Origin of the sequence: Maricaulis sp. (genome assembly GCF_048268525.1) — a bacterium.
Taxonomy (GTDB): Bacteria; Pseudomonadota; Alphaproteobacteria; order Caulobacterales; family Maricaulaceae; genus Maricaulis.
Genome location: NZ_JBLWVH010000005.1, coordinates 19,399 through 38,184 on the forward strand (window position 1 = coordinate 19,399; position 18,786 = coordinate 38,184).

The window sequence follows — 18,786 nt, forward strand, 5'->3', positions numbered from 1 at the left end:
CCGTTATCAGAACGTCCATTCTTGCTGCACCAGCGCGGAATGACCGCCGTTTCGCGCATCGCAGCCACTTTTGCTTGGCTCGAAAGACACCCCATGATCAAGACACTCTCCACCCGCAAGCATCTCCAGCTCGCCGGCGCCAGCGCGATTGCGCTCTCGGCCGCCTGTATCGCCCCGACCACTGCGATGGCCCAGGACGCGGCGCCGACCAGCGCAACGGTCGAAACCATCATCGTGACGACCACTCGCCGGGAAGAGAATATCCAGGACATCGCCAACTCCGTGACCGCCGCATCGGGCGAAGCCCTCGCACCGTTCACCGAAGGCGGCGCAGACATCCTCAGTCTCGGTGCCCGCATCCCGTCGGTCTACGCGGAAAGCTCCAATGGTCGCGTTGCCCCGCGCTTCTACATCCGCGGCCTCGGCAATACCGATTTTGACCTTGCCGCCTCCCAACCGGTGTCCGTGATCATGGACAATGTGGTGATGGAAAACGTCATCCTGAAGTCTTTCCCGCTGTTTGACGTAGCTCAGGTCGAGATCGCCCGCGGCCCGCAAGGCACGCTGTTCGGTCGCAACACCACGGCCGGCACGATCAAGTTCGACAGTGTCCGCCCGAGCCAGGAAACGGATGGCTATGTCAGCGTCACCGCCGGCTCCTACGGCACCATGAATCTGGAAGCCGCCATGGGCGGCGCCGTCATCGAGGACGTCCTCAGCGCCCGCCTGTCGCTGCTGTCGCAGCACCGCGATGACTGGATCGACAATGGCTTCACCGGCGAGGACAACGCGCTGGGCGGCCACGATGAAATGGCCGGCCGCGCCCAGCTCTTCTTTACCCCGAATGACAGCTTCGATGCCCTGCTGAATGTGCATGCCCGTTCGCTGACCGGCACCTCGGCCGTGTTCCGCGCCAATATCCTGACGCCGGGCAGCAATTCGCTCAACGGCAATTTCGTGCGCGACGAAGTCTACTACGACAGCACGTTCAACAACCCGCAGGCCTATGACAATTGGGGCAGCTCGGCGACGTTGAACTTCTACATCGATAGCGGCCTCACCCTGACCTCGATCTCCGCCTATGAATCAGCTGAGGGCTACAGCCTCGGCGACATCGACGGCGGCAATCTGGTCACCGGCCCGGGCTTCATTCCCTTCCCGTCCGAGACCCAGGACGGCATCGACACGCTGGAACAATTCACCCAGGAACTCCGGCTGGCATCCGACGACAGCCAGGCCACCAGCTGGCAGGTCGGCGCCTATTATTTCGAGAGCGAGTTTGACATCACAACGGTTGGCCCGAATGGCGGTTTCCCGCCGTCGACAACCGTCCGTCATGGCAACACGTTGTGGTCGGCCTTTGGCCAGGTCAGCCACCAGGTGAGCGACAATCTGGAACTGTCCGGCGGCGTGCGCTTCACAAGCGACTCCAAGGACCTGGTCGGTGTCGTGACCTCGATCCCGGTAGCGCCGGTGTCGGCCTCCGATGAGCAGTTGAGCTGGGACCTGTCGGCCTACTACGATCTCGATGACCGTCAGGCCGTGTTCGCTCGCCTCGCCCGCGGCTTCCGGGGCCCGTCGATCCAGGCTCGCGATGTCGCCTTCTTCAGCCAGCCTTCAGTCGCCGACAGCGAGACCTCGACCTCGTTTGAAGTCGGCTACAAGTCCGAGCCGCTGGATGGCCGCGCGCGCTTCAATGCCACCGCCTTCTACTACCAGGTGGACGATCTGCAGCTGTCCGCAGTTGGCGGTGCCGGCAACCTCGTCCAGCTGGTCAATGCCGACCGCGGTGTCGGCTATGGCTTCGAGATCGATAGCGAAATCTTCGTCACCGACAACCTGTTCGTCACCGCCGGCTTCTCCTGGAACGAGACCGAGCTGCAGGACAATGATCTGGAAGTCGGCGTGTGCGCCCAGTGCACCGTCCTGGACCCGGATGCCGACATTGACGGCTTCCATGAAGTCGACGGCAACCCGTTCCCGCAGGCTCCGGACTACATCCTGTCCCTCACCGCCCGCTACTCGATCCCGGCTGGCAATGGTGGCGAATGGTTTGCCTTCACCGACTGGTACTACCAGGGCCGCACCAACCTCTTCCTCTACGAGTCGGAAGAGTTCTACTCGGACGGCAATTTCGAAGGCGGTCTGCGCGTCGGTTATGCCGGTGAGCTGTCCGGTGGACAGGACTACGAGATCGCCCTGTTCGCCCGCAACATCACCGACGAGGAAAACCTCGTTGGCGGCATCGACTTCAACAACAATACCGGCTTCGTCAACGAGCCGCGCATTGTTGGCGCCTCCTTCCGTGCCAGCCTGAACTAGGCCGACACGACAAAGGTTAACACTTGAAAAGCCCCGGGCATCGGCCCGGGGCTTTTTTTATTCACTGCATTTGTCGGCGCATTCGGGCATCAAGGTGACAACTGATCCCCCCGAAAGACTGAGGGCGCCCCGACGGGGCGCCCTCTTTTTCGTTCCTGGTAGGGGTTGCGGCCACAGCCACTCACCTATTCCCAGAAGTAGGGCTGGCGCTGCCGGTCACCGGTGACCGTTTCATTCATCGTCCCAGCCTCATAAAGACGCCCGTTCAACATGACGTATTCGATCTCGTCAGTGTTGCCGATATCGTCGAGCGGATTGGCGGTCATGACCACCAGGTCCGCGAGCTTGCCGACTTCCAGCGAACCAAGGTCGCTGTCAAAGCCGAGATGGCGGGCCGGAGCAATAGTCGCTGTCTCCAGGGCCTGGAGCGGCGTGAAGCCGCCGCGCACGAAAGACCACATCTCCCAATGGGCGGCGAGGCCTTCCTGCTGACCATGCGCACCGATCGATACCTCGACACCGCGATCGCGCAGCTGGAGGGCGGTACGAGCGCTGTCATCATCGACAAAGTCCTCCTCCGGCGCCGTAGTCCGCCGCACTGAGCCAGCCTGGAGTATGCGCGGCGGCGCATGCCGGGACAGGATCGGGTGCAGCCAGACATCGGTCGCCTGGCGCCAATAGGGATCACCGGCCAATCCGCCATAGGTCACCACCAGGGTGGGCGTGTAGGCGACCTCGGTCTGCTCATACATCTGGAGGACGTCCTCATAGATGGCAGAGAGCGGCAGGTTGTGCTCGATCGAGGTATTGCCGTCGGCCACCATGGCCATGTCCATATGATAGTTGGAGCCACCCTCCGCGACCACTTCGACACCGGCCTCAATAGCCGCCGCCACCACTTGCTGGCGCTGTTCGCGCCGCGGCTGGTTGTAGTTCTTGATCGAGTGGGCGCCCTGCGAGGCCAGGCGGAAGACGTGCTCCTGCGCATCCTCGTAATTGTCGATCTGGGCATAGACTGACGCTGCCCGGGCGCCATAGACGATCTCGCCGGTCGAGTAGATGCGCGGCGCCAGAAGATGGCCGGCACGCTGGTACTCGGAAGCCGGGAAGATCATGCTGGCCCGGCTCGACGGGTCATGAATGGTGGTCACACCAAGCGCCAGGTGGGCGATGACAGACCAGTTCTGCTCGGGGATGATATCGCCCGTGCCCTGCGGTCCGTGCGCGTGGGCATCGATGAAGCCCGGCGTAATCGTCCGGCCGGACATGTCGACCGTGCGGGCACCTTCCGGGACCGCCACATCGGCGCCGATGGCGGCGATGCGATTGCCGTCAATGACAATGGTGCCGCTCTCGATCACGCCGCCATCCTCGCCGGCCATGGTGATGATGCGGGCATTGGTCAGGGCGACCACGCCGCTCGGGCGATCCGCGGTTGCCGTCATCGACAGGTCGACACCGGTCGTCGGCGGCGTGTACTCGCGCTCGCCGCTCGGGTCCGGGCGGAACTCGTCGACCGTCGCCGTGAAGAAGGTTGGCCCCATCGACCAATGCACAGCGTCGCCGGTCCCGCTCCAGTGGAAATAGCTTCCGCCATTGCCGGAGATCTCGACCGTCGGCAGGGCGGAACTGCCGCGCCCACCGGAAACCGATTGCGGTCCGGGCAGGAGCGGCTGGACGAAGACGTCGTAATTCTGGCGGAATGCGACGTGCGAGCCGTCCGGCGACACCTGATAGCCGGTCACCAGCTCGCCCGTCACATGGGTGCGTTCCTGATTGCCATCCAGGTCCATCGAGACAAGACGTGCGCCGCCACCGCCCTGGGTCACGTAAATGCGGTCATTGGAGGCCGCGAAATGCGGGTCAGAACCACTGTCTGTGACCCGCACCATGTCGCCGCCATCCGCCGGCACACGGTAGACGCCCTCATTCTCCGAGTACTCCGGTGCCGTCAGATAACCGCCCGAACCCTTCTCGAAGACGACGGTTTCGCCGTCCGGAGAGAAGCGTGGATTGCGGTAATGGCCTGGTTCGCTGGTCAGGACACGCTCGCGCCCGCCACGGGCCGAAATGGTCCGGATCGAGCCGAGCGCGTCGTCATCCCATGTGGCGAAGGCGATCGTGCGGCCATCCGCCGACCAGGTCGGCATCATTTCGCGGCGCGTGCCGTCATCACGGGTCAGTCGGCGCGGCTCACCGCCATCGGCCGCCCGCACCCACAATTGCCCGAGCGTCTCGTAGACAATCTGGCTGCCGTCCGGCGAAGCTGTCGCAAAGCGCGGCATACGGGTCTGGAATGTGTCCGGTGCGACCTCGACAGACGGGCGCGGCGGATCAATGACGTCACGGGTGTCGGAGACGCTGAACGGGATATTGGTGACCTCGCCCGTCTCGATATCGACACGCTGGATCCCACCATCGGCCCAGTAGACCAGTGAGCCGCTGTCGGGCATCCAGTCCATGTTCGGATACATGCCGGTGACGCCCCAGGTTTCCTGCATGTCCTGATCAACGGTCTCGACCAGGCGACGCTCTTCACCGGTTTCAAGATCCTTGATCCACAGGCCGGAGCGGATGCGGTCGCGACGGATGAAAGCCATGTAGCGGCCATCGGGTGACGGTGCCGGGCGCACGGCCCCGCCCGCTCCGGAGACCGCCGTGTCGGTTTCACCGGTCTCCATGTCGTAGCGACGAATGTCGAACAGGTTGGTGTTGGAATCCTGGGCGTAGATAAAGGTATTCCCGGATGTCACATTCATCGTGTAGTAGAGATAACGTCCATCCGGCGAAAAGACCGGCTCGCCCAGCTCCTTCTGGAAGTTCTCGTTGGGCCGCTCGACCAGCTGCACACCGCCACCGCCAAGTACGTGATAGAGCCAGATTTCACCGGTGCCGGCCGACCGCGTGGTCGTGAAATGCTTGCGGGCCGCGATATAGCGGCCGGACGGGTGCCAGGCGGCGTTGTTGAGCAGGCGGAAGCTCTCTTCGGTCAGCTGGCGTGCATTGCTGCCATCCACATCCATGACCCAGATATTGTCGCCACCGGCGCGGTCCGAGGTAAAGGCGATCTGGCTGCCATCAGGCGAAAAGCGCGGCTGGATTTCCCATGGCAGGCCTGACGAGACATTCGTCGCGGCACCACCGGTGACCGGAACGGTGTAGATATCGCCGAGCATGTCGAAGGCGATGGTCTGGCCGTCCGGACTGACATCGAGTGACATCCAGGTCCCTTCGGTCACATTGATATCGATCGGACGCGTCTCGAGCGGCGGATTGGCGACATCCCAACCTTCCGATTCTGCGTCCTGTGCAGCGATGGCCGGTGCTCCGGCGAGCATTGTGGTGGCAGCCAATACGGCGGCAAATCTGGTCATGTGTTTCCCCAAGTTTGAATTCTTGGAGCAGACACTAGGGCGCAATCTGCGCCACCACAAACTGACCAGTTTGTAACATTCGCGAATTCGGGCACGCAGGCATGCCCGGGGCTTGTTCAAGGTGGCCGGGTCACCATGGTGGAAGCGCCCCTTGGCTGGCGGCCCGATGTAACGCTTCGCTAACCACGCTTCTCAACGAAATCTTTCGTTCAGGCTGGTTCAATGTCGGCGAGACCGATGGGGACTGCCGTGGATTATTCCAACCTGCCGAGCCAGACCGAGCACGCGCCCCGCAAGGCGTCGGGGCCGGCCAATGACACGTCTGACGCGCTGCGCCCGGCCAATCCGGACACGGCCAGCCTGACGCGCGCGCATCTGAAAGCAGACGCACGCGCACCCCGCAACCGGGTCAACCGCAAGGCGCTCGGCCATATCTGGCAGAGTATCGACATATTCGTGGTGCTGCTTCTGACGGCAACCGGCGCCTACGCCCTGTCGGGCGGTGATGTCACCGCCGTTGCCGCCGGGGAGTTGCTACCCCTTTTCGCCTTCGCGGCCTTTTGTCCGGCTTTCACGCTGTTGATGGGATTGTACAAGGTGGAAGCGCGGGAAAGCGCCACCTTTCGCACGTTGCGCGCCGTCATCGCGACCGCGCTGACCGGTAGCGCGATTACTGCGCTGTCCCTCGTCACAGCGCCTGACATGGCTCCGCAGATCGCCACATTCGCCCTCACAGCGGTGGGCGCACTGACCCTCCTGCATGTCATCTATGCCGGCTTCATCCAGCATTGGGCCCGCTCGGGTCGGCTGGCCCGCAATGTTGTTCTCGTCGGAGCGACGGCCAATGCCAGCAAACTGATCAAGGCCAATGCCGGGTCGGGGACAGTCAATGTCGTGGGCATTTTCGACGACCGCGCCGCCCGCAGCCCACAAGCACTCGCCGGCGCGCCCTATCTGGGTACCACCGACGATCTTTTGAGCTGGTCGCTACTGCACGAAGTCGATCGCATCATCCTGACGGTTACACCGAAGGCCGAGGACCGCGTCCGCCTGCTGCTGGGCAAGCTGCGTGCCCTGCCGCACACGGTCTGCCTCCTGCTTGACCTCGACAGCTTCGATCCGGCTGCAACCACGCTCGACGATATTGTCGGCGTCCAGGCGGCACGAATGAGCGGCGTCGAGGAACGCTTCGGCCATGATCTCGCCAAGCGGACCCAGGATATCGTCCTGGCCCTCGGATTGAGTCTCGCCGCCCTGCCGGTCATGGCCTTGATCGCTTTGGCCGTGCGCCTTGGAAGCCCGGGACCGATCCTGTTCCGTCAGGTGCGGGAAGGGTTCAACGGGCGGCCGATCAAGGTGCTGAAATTCCGGACTATGCGCCATGACCCCGGTTCGGCGGCCAAGCCGATGCGCCAGGTCGAACTTGATGATCCGCGCGTGACCCGCATCGGCGGCTTCCTGCGCAAGACGAGCCTCGATGAGCTGCCGCAATTGTGGAATGTCCTGACCGGCGAGATGTCGCTGGTCGGCCCGCGGCCGCACGCGCCCGGCATGCGGACCGGCGGCACCGAAACCGCCAAGCTGGTGGCCGAATATGCTCATCGCCATCGCGTCAAGCCGGGCATCACCGGCTGGGCACAGATCAACGGGTCGCGCGGCCCGCTGCACTCACCCGAGGCCGCCCGCGAACGTGTGGCGCTCGATGTCGCCTATATCGCCAAGGCCGGTTTCTGGTTCGATCTGTGGATCATGCTGCGGACCCTGCCTGCCCTGCTTGGTGACAAGGCCAATATTCGCTGATCCGGTCTATCGCCTGAGCAAGGGCGCCGGTCGCAGGATGTTCGCCGACCAGGCCCGCGACAGGCTCCCCATGAGGCGGGAATCGACATCCGGCAGCGCCGCGTGCGGATCATCACCGTAAAGCGGGTTGAACCGGTTTTCGGCATTTTCATAGACCCGCCAGCCACTATCCCAGCGGAACACGGACCAAGCGGCACCCGCTGCCTCTGCGGCCGCGATACGGCTCTCGAGAAACAGGTCGGCATCGGGTGCCCAGCGTGAGACCCCGAACTCACCCAGCATCCACGGCCCGGTCGCAGGCTGGGCAAAATCGGCCAGGAGTGGATTGAATCCGACACCGGCGCCCCGGTTTTGATGGGTATAGGCTCGCGGTGCGTAATCATGTACCGCAAGGACCAGCCCGGTTGTGGCATTCATGTCGAGCAGGCCGGCAAAGCCTGTCGCAGCATAACCATCCGGGCTGACCAGGATCGGTGTATCCGGGTCCTCCTCCCGCACTGCCCGGGCCAGTCGCGAGGCCAGCGCAGACCAGTCGGCCGGCGTTCCCGAGACTTGCCCGGCCAGACGGTCGGCATCCCATATGTCAAGATCATTCCCGTCCGGTCCCCGCGCGACGAGATTGGCATTGGGTTCAACCATCAGGAGATAGCCGGCCAGATTGGGATAGCGGCGAAAACGAGCAGCGGTCCGGCGCCACATGGCTTGCCAGCCATCTTGCGCCTCGCGCGACTGCCAGACACTTTCGTCGATATAGTCGGCCGGAAACCAGCTGCCAGCCTGGTCGCGATGGAAGGTGAATTCGCTGCGTCCCGGACCGCTTCGAAATCCGATGACGACGAACAGGCCATGACGCCCGCATTGGCGGACGAGGCCGTGCAAATGTTGCTCGATGTCATGATCAACGGCGAAGGGGGGCTCTTCACGGGCCGGTGCGGGAACCGAAAGGACGACCAGATTGGCACCCGATGCCGACAGCCGGGCCAGCGACGCGTCAGTCACCGGCGCACCGACCGGCCCCGGGCCAAGGAATTGCGGACCGTCGATCTCCGGATAGACCCGACGCTGGGCGATGACCGCGCCGCGCAGTCGCACGCCGGCTGAATTGTCCCACAATTCGCGACGCGCTGGCTGGGCACCCGCCGCACCTGCGCCCAACAGGCCGGCGCCCGCCGCGAGCAAGCCCTGCCTGCGGGTAAGGCCCGTCATATTGCCATGAACCCGGTCACCCGGCCCAATTTGCGCAACCCTTTTTCCGGCCAGTCCCGGGCCGGGCCGATTGGCGCCTCGTGACAGGCCCGGGACAGCCCCTGGGCTGCCCGAACCAGGTTGCCGCGCAGCCCGTCCGTCGTGAACCGGCCGCTCACCAATCCTGTCTGGCTGGTCGCGAGATCCTTCTTGAAGCCGTAGTCACCGGTTCCGAGTTCCACGCCCAGATGCCCGAAGGCACAGGCCGTCCGGGCCATTTCCACCAGAAGCAGGACGCCCGGGCTGAGACGGCTATGATCGGGTTCATAGGCCGGGAACCAGTAATGGCACATCCGGTCGCTGGCCATTCCGACATGGACGGCGACAATCTGGCCACCCACCGAAAGGCTGGAACAGACACCCGAGAACTGGTCGCTCTGGCGGCGCAGGATCGCCTTCAGCAACTTGCCCGTCCAGTCGACCGAGAACACGTCGAACACGCCGGTCCGGCGATACTGGTCGCGCTTGAGACGGACCATCGTTTCGAAGATTTCGGGACGATAGTCGGCCATCTTGAAGGAGTAGCCACCATCCACCTCTTCCAGGCGGCGCAACCGGGTCGCAATATTGCGCATGGCCTTGGAGTTGATCGATTTCCGGGTCGCCCGCCACGCGTCGAATCCATCCTCGACATCGATGATCCAGGAGCCATCCGGGACGCCGCCAGCGCGCGCGAACCCCGCCTGACTGGCCAGCGCATTGTGAAACTCGAACACCGGCACCCGTGCCTGCGCCAACCAGCGGGCCGGATCGGCTGTGCTGCTCCGCGGCGCGATCACGCCCTGGACATCACCCAGCGGCCCGGCCAGGGGCCGCGCAAAACCCAGTTTTCCGGCCTGAAACGGCAGGAAGCCGGTAATCGCACCGGATTCGCGAACCACAAGCACCCGTGTATCGTCGCGCGCTTCTTCGCAACACTCGGCAAATTCCAGCGCAAAATAGGGACTTGCGAGCGTCGGCTCGGCGGCCAGAAAAGCCCGCCAGGCGCCGCGTTCGGTGTCTGTCAGTTCACTTGGTTTGCGAAGATCGACCTGCATCGTCCGGACCGCTTCCCCCGTCAGGAATCCCAGATTAGGCCCAACGCCTTAGCAGGCCGTTTACGAAACAGCCCTCGCCTGCAAAGCGGCACCGCTCTTGCAAGCTTCCCCTGTCAGGCGAACGGAGCGTTTCATGCTTGGACGACACCTTTTGGGTTATCTGCCCGTACAACTGGCACAGGTGCTGGTCGGATTTGGCGGTGTCGCCGTGTTCACGCGCATCATGCCGGCTGACGAATATGGTCGGTATGCTATTGCCATCGCGTCGCTTTCCCTGATCCATATTGTGACGTTCACCTGGCTCGAGGCGGCCGTCGCGCGCTTCCACGCGAGGGCTGAACAGCGCGGACGCCTGCGTGACCACCTCGCCACCGCCTATGGTCTCTATCTGGTCATCGCAGCTGGCGCGGGAGCCCTGCTTGTCCTGGGTGTGAACATATTGCCCCTCGACCCGAAGCTTCAGGCGGCCCTCGGCTTCGCGGTGATCTCGCTGCTGCTGCGTGCCCTGCTCCAGATCGGGATGGAAACACACCGAGCCGGCGGCGATGTCGGTCGCTATTCGGCGCTGGAAGCCAGCTATCTGATGATCGGCTTCATGGTCGGCATCGGCGTCATCCTGGCCACCGATCTGGGTGCTGCGGGCGTCTTCATCGGCACCGCTGTTGCCGCTCTCATCATGCTGGTTTTCGACCTGCCGGTCATGTTGCGCCGCGCTGCCAAGGGACGCCGCCAAAAGGTCCGGGCCGCCAGCTTTGCCCGTTATGGCGCACCCGTCTCGATGTCGCTGATTTTCGAGCATTTGCTTTCGGTTGGCGACCGTTTCCTGATCGCCGCCCTGATCAGCCAGGGCGCGGTCGGCATGTATGCCGCCGGTTATGGACTGGCTGACCGGCTTCTGGACGTCATTTTCATCTGGTTCGGCGCCGCCGTCTGGCCGCTGACCATCAAGGCCTTCGAAAAAGACGGTGCCGCCGCGGCCCAGGCCATGGCCGGCAAGGCCGCTGCCCTGATGGGCCTGATCTGCTTTCCCGCAGCCGCCGGGCTGGCCCTCGTCGCCGGTCCGCTGACGACCCTGATCATCGGCGAGTCTGTCCGTGACGAAGCCGCCTCCATCCTGCCCTGGATAGCCCTGTCCGGCCTGATGAAGGGCATGATGACCTATTATTTCCACGAGGCCTTCACCCTGATGCGGCGCACCGGCGTGATGGCCCTGGTGATGGCCGCTTCGGCGGGCCTCAATCTCGCCCTCAACCTTGTACTCATCCCCATCTTCGGGATCGCCGGGGCGGCCATGGCAACCGTGATCGCCTATGCCTTGGCCCTCGCTGCCTGCGCCATGCTCGGTCGTCGATACTTCACCCTGCCCCTGCCCTGGTCCGACTGGATCAAGGCCGGCGCAGCAACCGCGATCATGGCGGCAGCCGTCTTCGCCCTGCCAGCGAGCGGCACCAGCTGGCTCGATCTGATCCTGCAGGCCGGAATCGGCGGCCTTGTTTACGTGATTTCAGCCTATTGCCTGGATATTGCCGGATGTCGGAGCTGGCTGCGCGATGCGCGCCTCCTGTTCCGGCCGGCGGGGGCGTGACGATGAATGCAATGACGGAAATCCCGATCCGCGAACACGCGAACCCGGCGGCGAAAGCCCGCCCGGCAACGGCTGCGCTTTCGGTATTGGTTCCCTTCTACCGGGACGACCCCACCGGCCTGCTTGAAGGACTGTCACCCTTGATGCGGTCCTTCGATGATGTGGAGCTGGTCCTCTATGATGACGGCGAACCGGATGCCGACCTGAACCGGCAGGTCTGCGCCTGCATCGACACGCTGGACGTTCCGGTCCGCCTGCTTACCAGTGTTCGCAATCGCGGCCGGGCCGCAGGACGCAACCTGCTGGCGAAACAGGCGCACGGGAGCTGGCTGCTCTATCTCGACGCCGACATGACCCCGCCCGACCGGCACTTCCTCACGCGCTACCGCGAGACGATGACGGCGGATGCCTGCGACGCGGTTTTCTGTGGCTATGAAACCGAGTGGCCGACCGAGCCAGGACTGCTCCTGCACGCCGAGCTGTCACGCAGCAGCGACCAGCACGACGCCGCGACCCGTAACGAAACCGGACCAACCGCCTTCTGCTCGTCGAACCTGCTGGTCCGCGCGAGTGTCATGCAGGCCTGCCCCTATGATGACCAGTTCACCGGTTGGGGATGGGAGGACGTTGACTGGGCCGTCAGCGCGGCGCGCGATTTCAAACTGGTCCATATCGACAATCCTGCCTGGCATGGCGGCTTGCAGACCGCCGATGTCCTGCTCGAGAAGTTTCGGGCCGGCGCGGCCAACTACAAGCGTCTGTTGGCGCGCCATCCCGAGCTGGCGCACTTGCCCGGTGCCCGGGCCGCCCGGCTGCTGAAGGCCCTGCCGGGGCAACACCGGTTGCGGGGCCTTTGGGCTCACATGACAACCAGCCCGGTCCTGCCGCTGCGGATCCGCGCGCTGGCGCTCAAGCTCTGGCGGGCCAGCTGGGCTTCAGAGGTGATTTGATGAACGCGCCATATACACCCTCATCCGGTCTGATCGCCGGCCTCAGTCGCCGCTGGGCGCGCTTTGCCGCCCGCCAGCCGCTGAACCTGCCGTCCGATCGCGCGATCGTGTCGATCACTTTCGACGACTTCCCCAAATCTGCCGCCGGTATCGGCGCCCGCATCCTGGAACAGAAGGGCTGGCGCGGAACCTATTACGCCTCGGCCGGCTATGCGGGCGGGATCACCCATCATGGCGCGATGTTCGATTGTGGCGACCTGCAACGCCTGGCCGCAGCCGGGCACGAAATCGCCTGTCACACCTACAGTCATCTCGATGCCAGTCAGGTCCGCACGAGCGAATTGCTGGCCGATATCGAACGCAATGAACGGGCGCTGCGGGCCATGGGCCTGGAAACCGAGCTCGACAGTTTCGCCTTTCCCTATGGCGAGGCCACGCCCGCCAGCAAGCGGGCCTTGTCGGAACGCTTCACCAATCTGCGCGGCGTCCATGCCGACATCAACCGCGGCGGCGCGGATCGCAACCTGCTCAAATCGGTGCCGATCGATGGCGGCGAGTCCGGGATAGACCGCGCTATCGAGGCCGCCGCCAGCCTGTCGCGTCATACCGGCTGGCTCACCTTCTATGCCCATGACGTGCAGGATGACCCGACACCGTGGGGCTGCACGCCGGAGCAGCTGGAACGCGTCTGTCAGGCCATCGCCGACAGCGGAGCGGAGGTTCTCACCATGCGCGACGCAGTCCGCCAGATGGAGACCGGGACATGAGCGTGTCTGTCATTCTTCCGACCTTTCGCCGTCCTGACGGTTTGCGCGCGGCACTGGCCAGCCTGATGGCCCAGAGCCGCCAGCCGGACGAAATCATCGTGGTCGACAATGACCCCCACGGGTCGGCCCGCACCGGTGTCGCCAATGCCGCGGCCGTCGCCCGTTGCCCGGTCGTCTATGTCCACGCCGAACGCCCCGGCGTCGCCAATGCCCGCAATGCCGGCTGGGCCACCGCCAAGGGCCGCTACATAGCCTTCCTTGATGACGACGAGATCGCGTCGGCGGGCTGGCTGGAGGCCTTGATGGCCGGTGCTGACACACTCGGCGCAAATGTTGTTTTCGGCCCCTTGCGTGGCGAAGCCTTGGATAACGCGACCGGTCTGCGCGGTGCCATGGCCCGCCGGCTCTACTCCCGCCCCGGAAGTTCGGAAGACGAACGCCTTGATGCTCCGTTCGGCTGCGGCAACTCGCTGGTCGACCGCGAGGCCTTTGACCTGCCCAACGCCCCGTTTGACCCCCGCATGAATGTCAGCGGCGGCGAGGATGATCTCTTCTTTGCCGAGCTGGCCCGTCAGGGTGCGGTTTTCGGCTGGGCCGCCCGGGCCCACGCCGTCGAGACTGTCGACGCAAATCGCACAAGCTGGCGCTATCTGCTGGCCCGCAGTTTCGCCTTCGGACAGGGCGCCACACAGGCCGCCGCCAATGCCCGCCCTCGCCGGCTCGTCGGGATCGCCTTCTGGATGGCGGTCGGCCTGGGCCAGTTGGTGGTGTTTGGTGTGGCGGCAGCGGCGACAAGCCTGACCGGTTCCAACGCGGCAGCCAGCTGGCTCGACCGGGCTGTTCAGGGTGCGGGGAAACTGTTCTGGATCGAGGCCTTCGAACCCCGTTTCTATGGCGTCGCCGCTCCGGTCGAATAAGACGCGACCCGGATTACAAGGTCTCAGTCAGCCCGACGGTCGGCCAGCTTGGCCGCGGTCGCGACCAGCAAAACCCAGCTGATCGAGTTCTGCTGCAGGAAATTGGATTCAGAGATGCTGACCAGGCCCAGCATCGCCAGGAAGGTCAGCGTCCAATAGGTTTCCGGTCCGCGAAACAGGCGTCCCAGCGACCGGAGCAGGGCCCGACCAAACACCAGTCCCAACAACAATACACCCGGCAACCCGATCGCCAGGGCAGTCTCGATCCAGCCATTATGGGCCGTCGGCACCGGCCAGTCCGTGCCCTGCCGGACCCAATAGACGGGTCCCATTTCGTCAGCCCAGAACGCCATATAGCCATAGCCGGTCCAGGGAACCTCGGCGGCCTGGCGGGCGAGGATGGCCCAGATATCGGTCCGGCCGGTCAGGGTGGCATCGCGTCCCAGTAGCTCGAGAAACTCCACCGGTGCGATCAACAGGACAAGGGCGCCACCGGCCGCGCCGGTCAGACCGAGAAACAGCATCAGGCTCGCAAAACCGAACCCTCGCCGGCACAACGCGACACCCACGGCACCCCCGGTCCCCAGAAGTAGCGCGAGGAGCGCCGTTTTCGAAGTCGACAACAGGACCAGGGCACAACACAGGATCGCCCCGCCCATCCAGATCCAGCGCCGGCGCGGATCGATATGCAGCGCCGCAAAACAGGCCACCGCGCCCCAGGCCATCATGGCGCCGAGCGTATTCTTCTCCCACCAGACGCCCTTCCAGGCGCCGGCATGGACTTCGTGATCGACACCCAGGGACGGCATGGCCAGAGCCATCAAGGTCGACAGGACAGCGAGGCCGACAAAGGTTGTCGCGGTCAGCAGGATCAGGCCGCGCCAGGACCAGCGCGCCGCCATCCAGAAGCCGAACAGGGTCGTCATGATCAGGGCAAAGGCGCGGCGCAGGCTGGTGTCGGGCGCGATCGACCAGATGACGGAGACCGCCGTCAACATGACCAGCGCCACCATCAACCAGTTGCCTGTCAGGGTCCGCATCACGGCGCCCGGCCTTGTCACGGCGAGCACCAGCGTGATGGCGTAGACGGGCAGCCAGATCAGCCGCAGCACCACCGAGCTGTCAGGATCCGCCGGGTCCGCGAAGAGCGGGCCGATCAGGCCTTGCGAGAACAAAAACAGGCAGAGCAGGGTCAGCCCGCCCTCGATCAATCCGGTAAATGGCAAGGCCGGCGCGCGGCGCCAGGCCGCGAGGAAAGCCGGGTCATGATGCGCGGCGAGGCTCATGCTGCGCTCCGGCTATGGCCCCGCATACGGTTCAGGATCAGGCCGGCGACCACACCGCCGCGCGCCTCGATGGCCGAGCGCCGGGCCTGGATACCGTCGACACGGCTAAGGCGGGAATCAGCGACAAGAATGACGCCGTCTGCATCAGCGGCCAGAGACAGCGGGGCCCGCGAATCGCCGGGCGCGTCGATGATGGCCAGATCGATGGAGCCGCGCACCGCGGACCAATAGTCCGGCGCAGCGCGCAATCCGGCCTGACGCACGGCACCGGGTCGGGCCTGCATTTGTGTGACGTAGAGATTGGGCACGACGGACTGTCGGGCGATGATCCGGGCGTGCTCGCCATCCTGCGTCGCCAGCGACCAAAACGGGTCGCGACCGAAGCCGGCGTCGAAGGCCTGCCCCTGGACACGCGCCGCCTCGGCCTGGGCATTCTTGTTGAAGTCCAGATCAAACAGCCAGACCCCGCGCGTCGAACGGCGGGCAGCCAGACGGGCCAGCTCTCTTGCCACTGTTGAGGCCCCGGCACCGCGGCTCGCGCCCATGACCATCAGTACCCGACCCTGACCGCCCGGACGGGCGATCGGTTCGAGTTCGTCGATCAGCTGGGAGAGGTCAGCAGTGAGGTTCATGGGGCAGGTTCAGCCAATATGATTCGAGACTGTCCTGAAGATGCAAGAAACGAGGTTAACGCCCCGCTTACACTGACCGGTCCGCCACATGAGCGAGGATCGGCAGCCCGTCAAACGGATCGTTCGCGGCGACCGGCTGGCGGATATCCCGAACCGGTTCGGCCGGAGGGGCCGTATCGACCGGTGCCAGCGGGCGTGAGCGTGGCAGGGCAACAGCGCGCACATAGGTCAGCCAATAGCCGCGCAACAGGCCCAGGAAGAGCGCGATTCCGGCGGCTGCGACAAAGGACCCGATCAGGCCGAGCTTCTTCATCGAACTGCCTTCCATCGGCGCCGCAGCCCGATCAATCAGACGCACGGCATCGGCAGCCCCCAGGCTCGGAGAGCGGCGGGCCGAGGCCGTCGCCTCAAGCGCCGCGACAGCACCCGCGGCCTCTTCGGCGGCGGTAATGTTCTGGGCCAGCCGGGTATATTCCGGTTCCAGCTGTCGCAGGCGGGAGACCAGCGCACGATTGTCGCGCGCTTGACCTTCCAGGGCCGTCGCTAGCGAGGCCTGGGCCTGGGCATTGGCCTCACGGGTCGCCAGCTCTGATTCCAGCGCTTGCCGGACCGGGTTGGCGCCGGTTCGTCGCTGCCCCTCGCCTTCGGTGGCGCCGGACTGGATGAACTCCTCGATGGCTTCGATCTCACGCTCGACGGCCTGCACGGCCGGCGCAGCAGGCTGATAGCGCGCCAGCAGACTGGCCCGCTCGGCACGACGGTCGAGAAGCACGCCGGACACACCGTTCTCGACATAGAGCTCGATACTCTCGGGGATTTGCGACAGGCGCTCGCGCAGGGCCACGGCACCGGCCATCGCCGAATCCCGTTCGGCCCGGGCCTGGGCCGCGCGCTCGGAGAGATTGCCGACCAGATTGTCGGCGGTCAGGCGTTCGGCCTCGAAATTGGCGAGATCATTGGCTTGCAGGAAGGTGTTCAATTCCGCCCGCGCCGCAGCAACCGCCTCGTTGGCCTGGGCACGCCGGACTTCCAGACCGCTGATGCCGGTCTCGAACAGGACCTGTTCGCGATAGGCCAGATAGGCGTCCACGATGGCGTTCAGGATCAGTGCCGAGCGTTCCGCCGACGGTGACTTGAAACTGGCATTGATGGCCGAGGAATTCGGTTCCCGCGACAGGCTGAAATTGGACCGCAACTCCCGCAGCGCCAGCCCGTCGGCATTGAGACCGGCTTGCTCGCCCAGCACGACATCGGCGCCGAGTGTCTCCAGTGCCAGGCGTCGCACGGCCTCGGAACTGAGCAACTCGCTTTCCGACTGCATGACCTGGTCGAGCATGAAGGCATCGCCCACGCCAGCCGCGGTCGGTGTGGGATTCGAATCAAGCAGCACCAGAAGGCGCGTATCGGAGGTGTAACTCGGCTTCAGCAAGGTCAGTGACACGCCCACGCCGACAGCAAAAATGAGGGCGAAAATCAACGCGATAAAGCCTTTTTGAGACCACGCCAGCGCGATCACATCGAACAAGTCCAGCTCCCCTCTCGGGGCGCCAGCCTGTCGGGTGGCCGCCGGGTGAGCGGGGCCTGCATCATGATATGCGCGCGTCATTCGCCAATAAGACCCCGCGCGCGCTTAAAAATTTGTTATCCATGCAGCGTTGAGAATGACGCCGAGCAGTCGACCGGAAAGATAATTCATGCGCGCGATCCGACACGGGCTTTGCACCGCCGCCCTCGCCCTGGCCCCCCTCGCCCTCGGCGCCTGCGCCAGCACGGCGTCCGAGCCGGCCGCAGCGGACTGGGGACAGCCGCGTTTTGCCGCCTGGCAGGACAGCGACCCGGCCTACCGCTTTTACCCGGGTGACAGTATCGATGTGACCGTCCACTCGGCGCCCGAATTGTCGCGAACCGCCCTGATCGGCCCGGACGGCCGCGTTTCCCTGCCCCTGCTGGGCAATGTGATGGTCGCCGCGAAAACAGATTACGAGATCGCCAACACACTCGCCGACGCCTATGCCCGCGATGTGCTTGTCTCGCCCATCATCGAGGTCCGTCGGGCCGCGCTCGGTCCGCAAAACATCATTGTCGGCGGCGAAGTGAATTCGCCGGGCCTGATCGAACTGACCGGCCCCGTCGGCGCGCTGGAAGCCGTCATGATGGCCGGCGGCTTCCAGAATACCGCCGCCCGGGGCGATGTCGTCGTCCTGCGCCGCCAGCCCGGCGGCGGCCTGATGATGCGGACCGTCAACCTGCACGACGCCCTGCGCGGGCGCTCCGGTGCCGACAATATCCAGATCTGCCGTCACGACATCATCTTCGTACCGCGCTCCACGGTCGCCGAGCTGAGCGTGTTCATGGAACAATATGTTTCCGGCATCCTGCCACTGGACCAGGCTTTCTCCTACGCCATCGCCGACGCCATCACGAACTGACCCTCGCAGCGTCCCAAACACAAACGCGCCCGCCATCCATCCGGATTGGCGGGCGTGTTGGTATTGGAGCCGGCAGATGCCCCCATCCGCCGGCTTTCGTCATGTCTGTCGGATTCGCCTAGTGGCGCGTCGACAGCCATTCGCGGGCGGCGCGCTGGGCGCTGGCCACTTCGAGGGTCGACATCTGGTCGGAAATCTCGGCGCGGTAGTATTTTGCCGGTTCCGAGCCCATCAGGGCTGCCAGATTGAACCATTTGTGCGCTTCGACATAGTCGATCTCGCCACCCTGGCCGGTTGAATACAAGATACCAAGCTTGCACAGATCCTCACCCGTCGGGTCAGCAAATGCCGCTTGATGCGCTTGGGCCGTTTCTACGTCCGTGAACGCCATGGGTCTTTCCCCTTACTCTACACTGGCGGGTCCTGTCGTTTTGACCTGTGA

Annotated in this window: 14 protein-coding genes; 7 read left to right on the forward strand and 7 right to left on the reverse strand. The window is 64.5% G+C overall.

Annotated features, from left to right (window positions below; translation table 11 throughout):
- Positions 1–93: 93 nt before the first annotated feature.
- Positions 94–2,322 carry a TonB-dependent receptor gene (locus tag ACN0X9_RS04005; protein WP_417486346.1) on the forward strand — a complete coding sequence of 743 codons (2,229 nt, stop codon included), beginning with the start codon at positions 94–96 and terminating at the stop codon, positions 2,320–2,322.
- A 185-nt stretch (positions 2,323–2,507) separates the two neighbouring features.
- Here ACN0X9_RS04005 and ACN0X9_RS04010 read toward each other — a convergent pair whose 3' ends face one another.
- Positions 2,508–5,696 carry an amidohydrolase family protein gene (locus ACN0X9_RS04010; RefSeq protein WP_417486347.1) on the reverse strand — a complete coding sequence of 1,063 codons (3,189 nt, stop codon included), beginning with the start codon at positions 5,694–5,696 and terminating at the stop codon, positions 2,508–2,510.
- Between the two features lie 237 nt (positions 5,697–5,933).
- Here ACN0X9_RS04010 and ACN0X9_RS04015 point away from each other — a divergent pair, with 237 nt between their 5' ends.
- Positions 5,934–7,496, forward strand: coding sequence for an exopolysaccharide biosynthesis polyprenyl glycosylphosphotransferase (locus ACN0X9_RS04015; RefSeq protein WP_417486348.1), 1,563 nt, complete (start codon positions 5,934–5,936; stop codon positions 7,494–7,496).
- Positions 7,497–7,502: 6 nt separating this feature from the next.
- Here ACN0X9_RS04015 and ACN0X9_RS04020 read toward each other — a convergent pair whose 3' ends face one another.
- Both ACN0X9_RS04020 and ACN0X9_RS04025 read right to left on the reverse strand, forming a co-directional pair.
- On the reverse strand, positions 7,503–8,702 hold the full coding sequence (locus tag ACN0X9_RS04020; protein WP_417486349.1) for a glycoside hydrolase family 5 protein: 1,200 nt from the start codon (positions 8,700–8,702) through the stop codon (positions 7,503–7,505).
- Positions 8,699–9,778 carry a GNAT family N-acetyltransferase gene (locus ACN0X9_RS04025; RefSeq protein WP_417486350.1) on the reverse strand — a complete coding sequence of 360 codons (1,080 nt, stop codon included), beginning with the start codon at positions 9,776–9,778 and terminating at the stop codon, positions 8,699–8,701. The genes ACN0X9_RS04020 and ACN0X9_RS04025 overlap by 4 nt, the downstream gene beginning before the upstream one ends.
- A gap of 133 nt (positions 9,779–9,911) precedes the next feature.
- Between ACN0X9_RS04025 and ACN0X9_RS04030 the strand changes: the two genes are divergently transcribed.
- From ACN0X9_RS04030 to ACN0X9_RS04045, 4 genes are read left to right on the forward strand one after another with little or no spacing between them, the layout of a single operon-like run.
- Positions 9,912–11,363 carry a polysaccharide biosynthesis C-terminal domain-containing protein gene (locus ACN0X9_RS04030; protein WP_417486351.1) on the forward strand — a complete coding sequence of 484 codons (1,452 nt, stop codon included), beginning with the start codon at positions 9,912–9,914 and terminating at the stop codon, positions 11,361–11,363.
- Between the two features lie 2 nt (positions 11,364–11,365).
- On the forward strand, positions 11,366–12,313 hold the full coding sequence (locus tag ACN0X9_RS04035) for a glycosyltransferase family 2 protein (RefSeq protein ID WP_417486352.1): 948 nt from the start codon (positions 11,366–11,368) through the stop codon (positions 12,311–12,313).
- Positions 12,313–13,080: a polysaccharide deacetylase family protein gene (locus ACN0X9_RS04040; RefSeq protein WP_417486353.1), complete on the forward strand. Its 768-nt coding sequence runs from the start codon at positions 12,313–12,315 to the stop codon at positions 13,078–13,080. Before ACN0X9_RS04035 ends, ACN0X9_RS04040 begins: the two co-directional genes overlap by 1 nt.
- The gene (locus tag ACN0X9_RS04045) at positions 13,077–13,997 is read left to right on the forward strand and encodes a glycosyltransferase family 2 protein (RefSeq protein WP_417486354.1); all 921 of its coding nucleotides are present in this window, start codon (positions 13,077–13,079) and stop codon (positions 13,995–13,997) included. The genes ACN0X9_RS04040 and ACN0X9_RS04045 overlap by 4 nt, the downstream gene beginning before the upstream one ends.
- 23 nt (positions 13,998–14,020) lie before the next feature.
- On the opposite strand, the gene ACN0X9_RS04050 is transcribed toward ACN0X9_RS04045, so the two are convergent.
- From ACN0X9_RS04050 to ACN0X9_RS04060, 3 genes are all read right to left on the reverse strand, one after another.
- Positions 14,021–15,283 carry an O-antigen ligase family protein gene (locus tag ACN0X9_RS04050; RefSeq protein ID WP_417486355.1) on the reverse strand — a complete coding sequence of 421 codons (1,263 nt, stop codon included), beginning with the start codon at positions 15,281–15,283 and terminating at the stop codon, positions 14,021–14,023.
- Complete coding sequence (locus tag ACN0X9_RS04055; protein WP_417486356.1) at positions 15,280–15,915, reverse strand: hypothetical protein; 636 nt, start codon at positions 15,913–15,915, stop codon at positions 15,280–15,282. Before ACN0X9_RS04055 ends, ACN0X9_RS04050 begins: the two co-directional genes overlap by 4 nt.
- Positions 15,916–15,982: 67 nt before the next feature.
- Positions 15,983–17,440 carry a GumC family protein gene (locus ACN0X9_RS04060; RefSeq protein ID WP_417486357.1) on the reverse strand — a complete coding sequence of 486 codons (1,458 nt, stop codon included), beginning with the start codon at positions 17,438–17,440 and terminating at the stop codon, positions 15,983–15,985.
- Between the two features lie 169 nt (positions 17,441–17,609).
- On the opposite strand from ACN0X9_RS04060, the gene ACN0X9_RS04065 reads away from it, so the two are divergent.
- Complete coding sequence (locus tag ACN0X9_RS04065) at positions 17,610–18,344, forward strand: polysaccharide biosynthesis/export family protein (protein WP_417486358.1); 735 nt, start codon at positions 17,610–17,612, stop codon at positions 18,342–18,344.
- Positions 18,345–18,462: 118 nt separating this feature from the next.
- Here the strand turns inward: ACN0X9_RS04065 and ACN0X9_RS04070 are convergent, their stop codons facing one another.
- The gene (locus ACN0X9_RS04070; protein WP_011643635.1) at positions 18,463–18,735 is read right to left on the reverse strand and encodes a sel1 repeat family protein; all 273 of its coding nucleotides are present in this window, start codon (positions 18,733–18,735) and stop codon (positions 18,463–18,465) included.
- Positions 18,736–18,786 lie beyond the last annotated feature (51 nt).

What these genes read in the sequence shown, in the direction of transcription:
- ACN0X9_RS04005 (WP_417486346.1), top strand. Translation starts at nt 94, where the DNA reads ATGATCAAGACACTCTCCACCCGCAAGCATCTCCAGCTCGCCGGCGCC.
- ACN0X9_RS04010 (WP_417486347.1), bottom strand. Translation starts at nt 5,696, where the DNA reads ATGACCAGATTTGCCGCCGTATTGGCTGCCACCACAATGCTCGCCGGA.
- ACN0X9_RS04015 (WP_417486348.1), top strand. Translation starts at nt 5,934, where the DNA reads ATGGGGACTGCCGTGGATTATTCCAACCTGCCGAGCCAGACCGAGCAC.
- ACN0X9_RS04020 (WP_417486349.1), bottom strand. Translation starts at nt 8,702, where the DNA reads ATGACGGGCCTTACCCGCAGGCAGGGCTTGCTCGCGGCGGGCGCCGGC.
- ACN0X9_RS04025 (WP_417486350.1), bottom strand. Translation starts at nt 9,778, where the DNA reads ATGCAGGTCGATCTTCGCAAACCAAGTGAACTGACAGACACCGAACGC.
- ACN0X9_RS04030 (WP_417486351.1), top strand. Translation starts at nt 9,912, where the DNA reads ATGCTTGGACGACACCTTTTGGGTTATCTGCCCGTACAACTGGCACAG.
- ACN0X9_RS04035 (WP_417486352.1), top strand. Translation starts at nt 11,366, where the DNA reads ATGAATGCAATGACGGAAATCCCGATCCGCGAACACGCGAACCCGGCG.
- ACN0X9_RS04040 (WP_417486353.1), top strand. Translation starts at nt 12,313, where the DNA reads ATGAACGCGCCATATACACCCTCATCCGGTCTGATCGCCGGCCTCAGT.
- ACN0X9_RS04045 (WP_417486354.1), top strand. Translation starts at nt 13,077, where the DNA reads ATGAGCGTGTCTGTCATTCTTCCGACCTTTCGCCGTCCTGACGGTTTG.
- ACN0X9_RS04050 (WP_417486355.1), bottom strand. Translation starts at nt 15,283, where the DNA reads ATGAGCCTCGCCGCGCATCATGACCCGGCTTTCCTCGCGGCCTGGCGC.
- ACN0X9_RS04055 (WP_417486356.1), bottom strand. Translation starts at nt 15,915, where the DNA reads ATGAACCTCACTGCTGACCTCTCCCAGCTGATCGACGAACTCGAACCG.
- ACN0X9_RS04065 (WP_417486358.1), top strand. Translation starts at nt 17,610, where the DNA reads ATGCGCGCGATCCGACACGGGCTTTGCACCGCCGCCCTCGCCCTGGCC.
- ACN0X9_RS04070 (WP_011643635.1), bottom strand. Translation starts at nt 18,735, where the DNA reads ATGGCGTTCACGGACGTAGAAACGGCCCAAGCGCATCAAGCGGCATTT.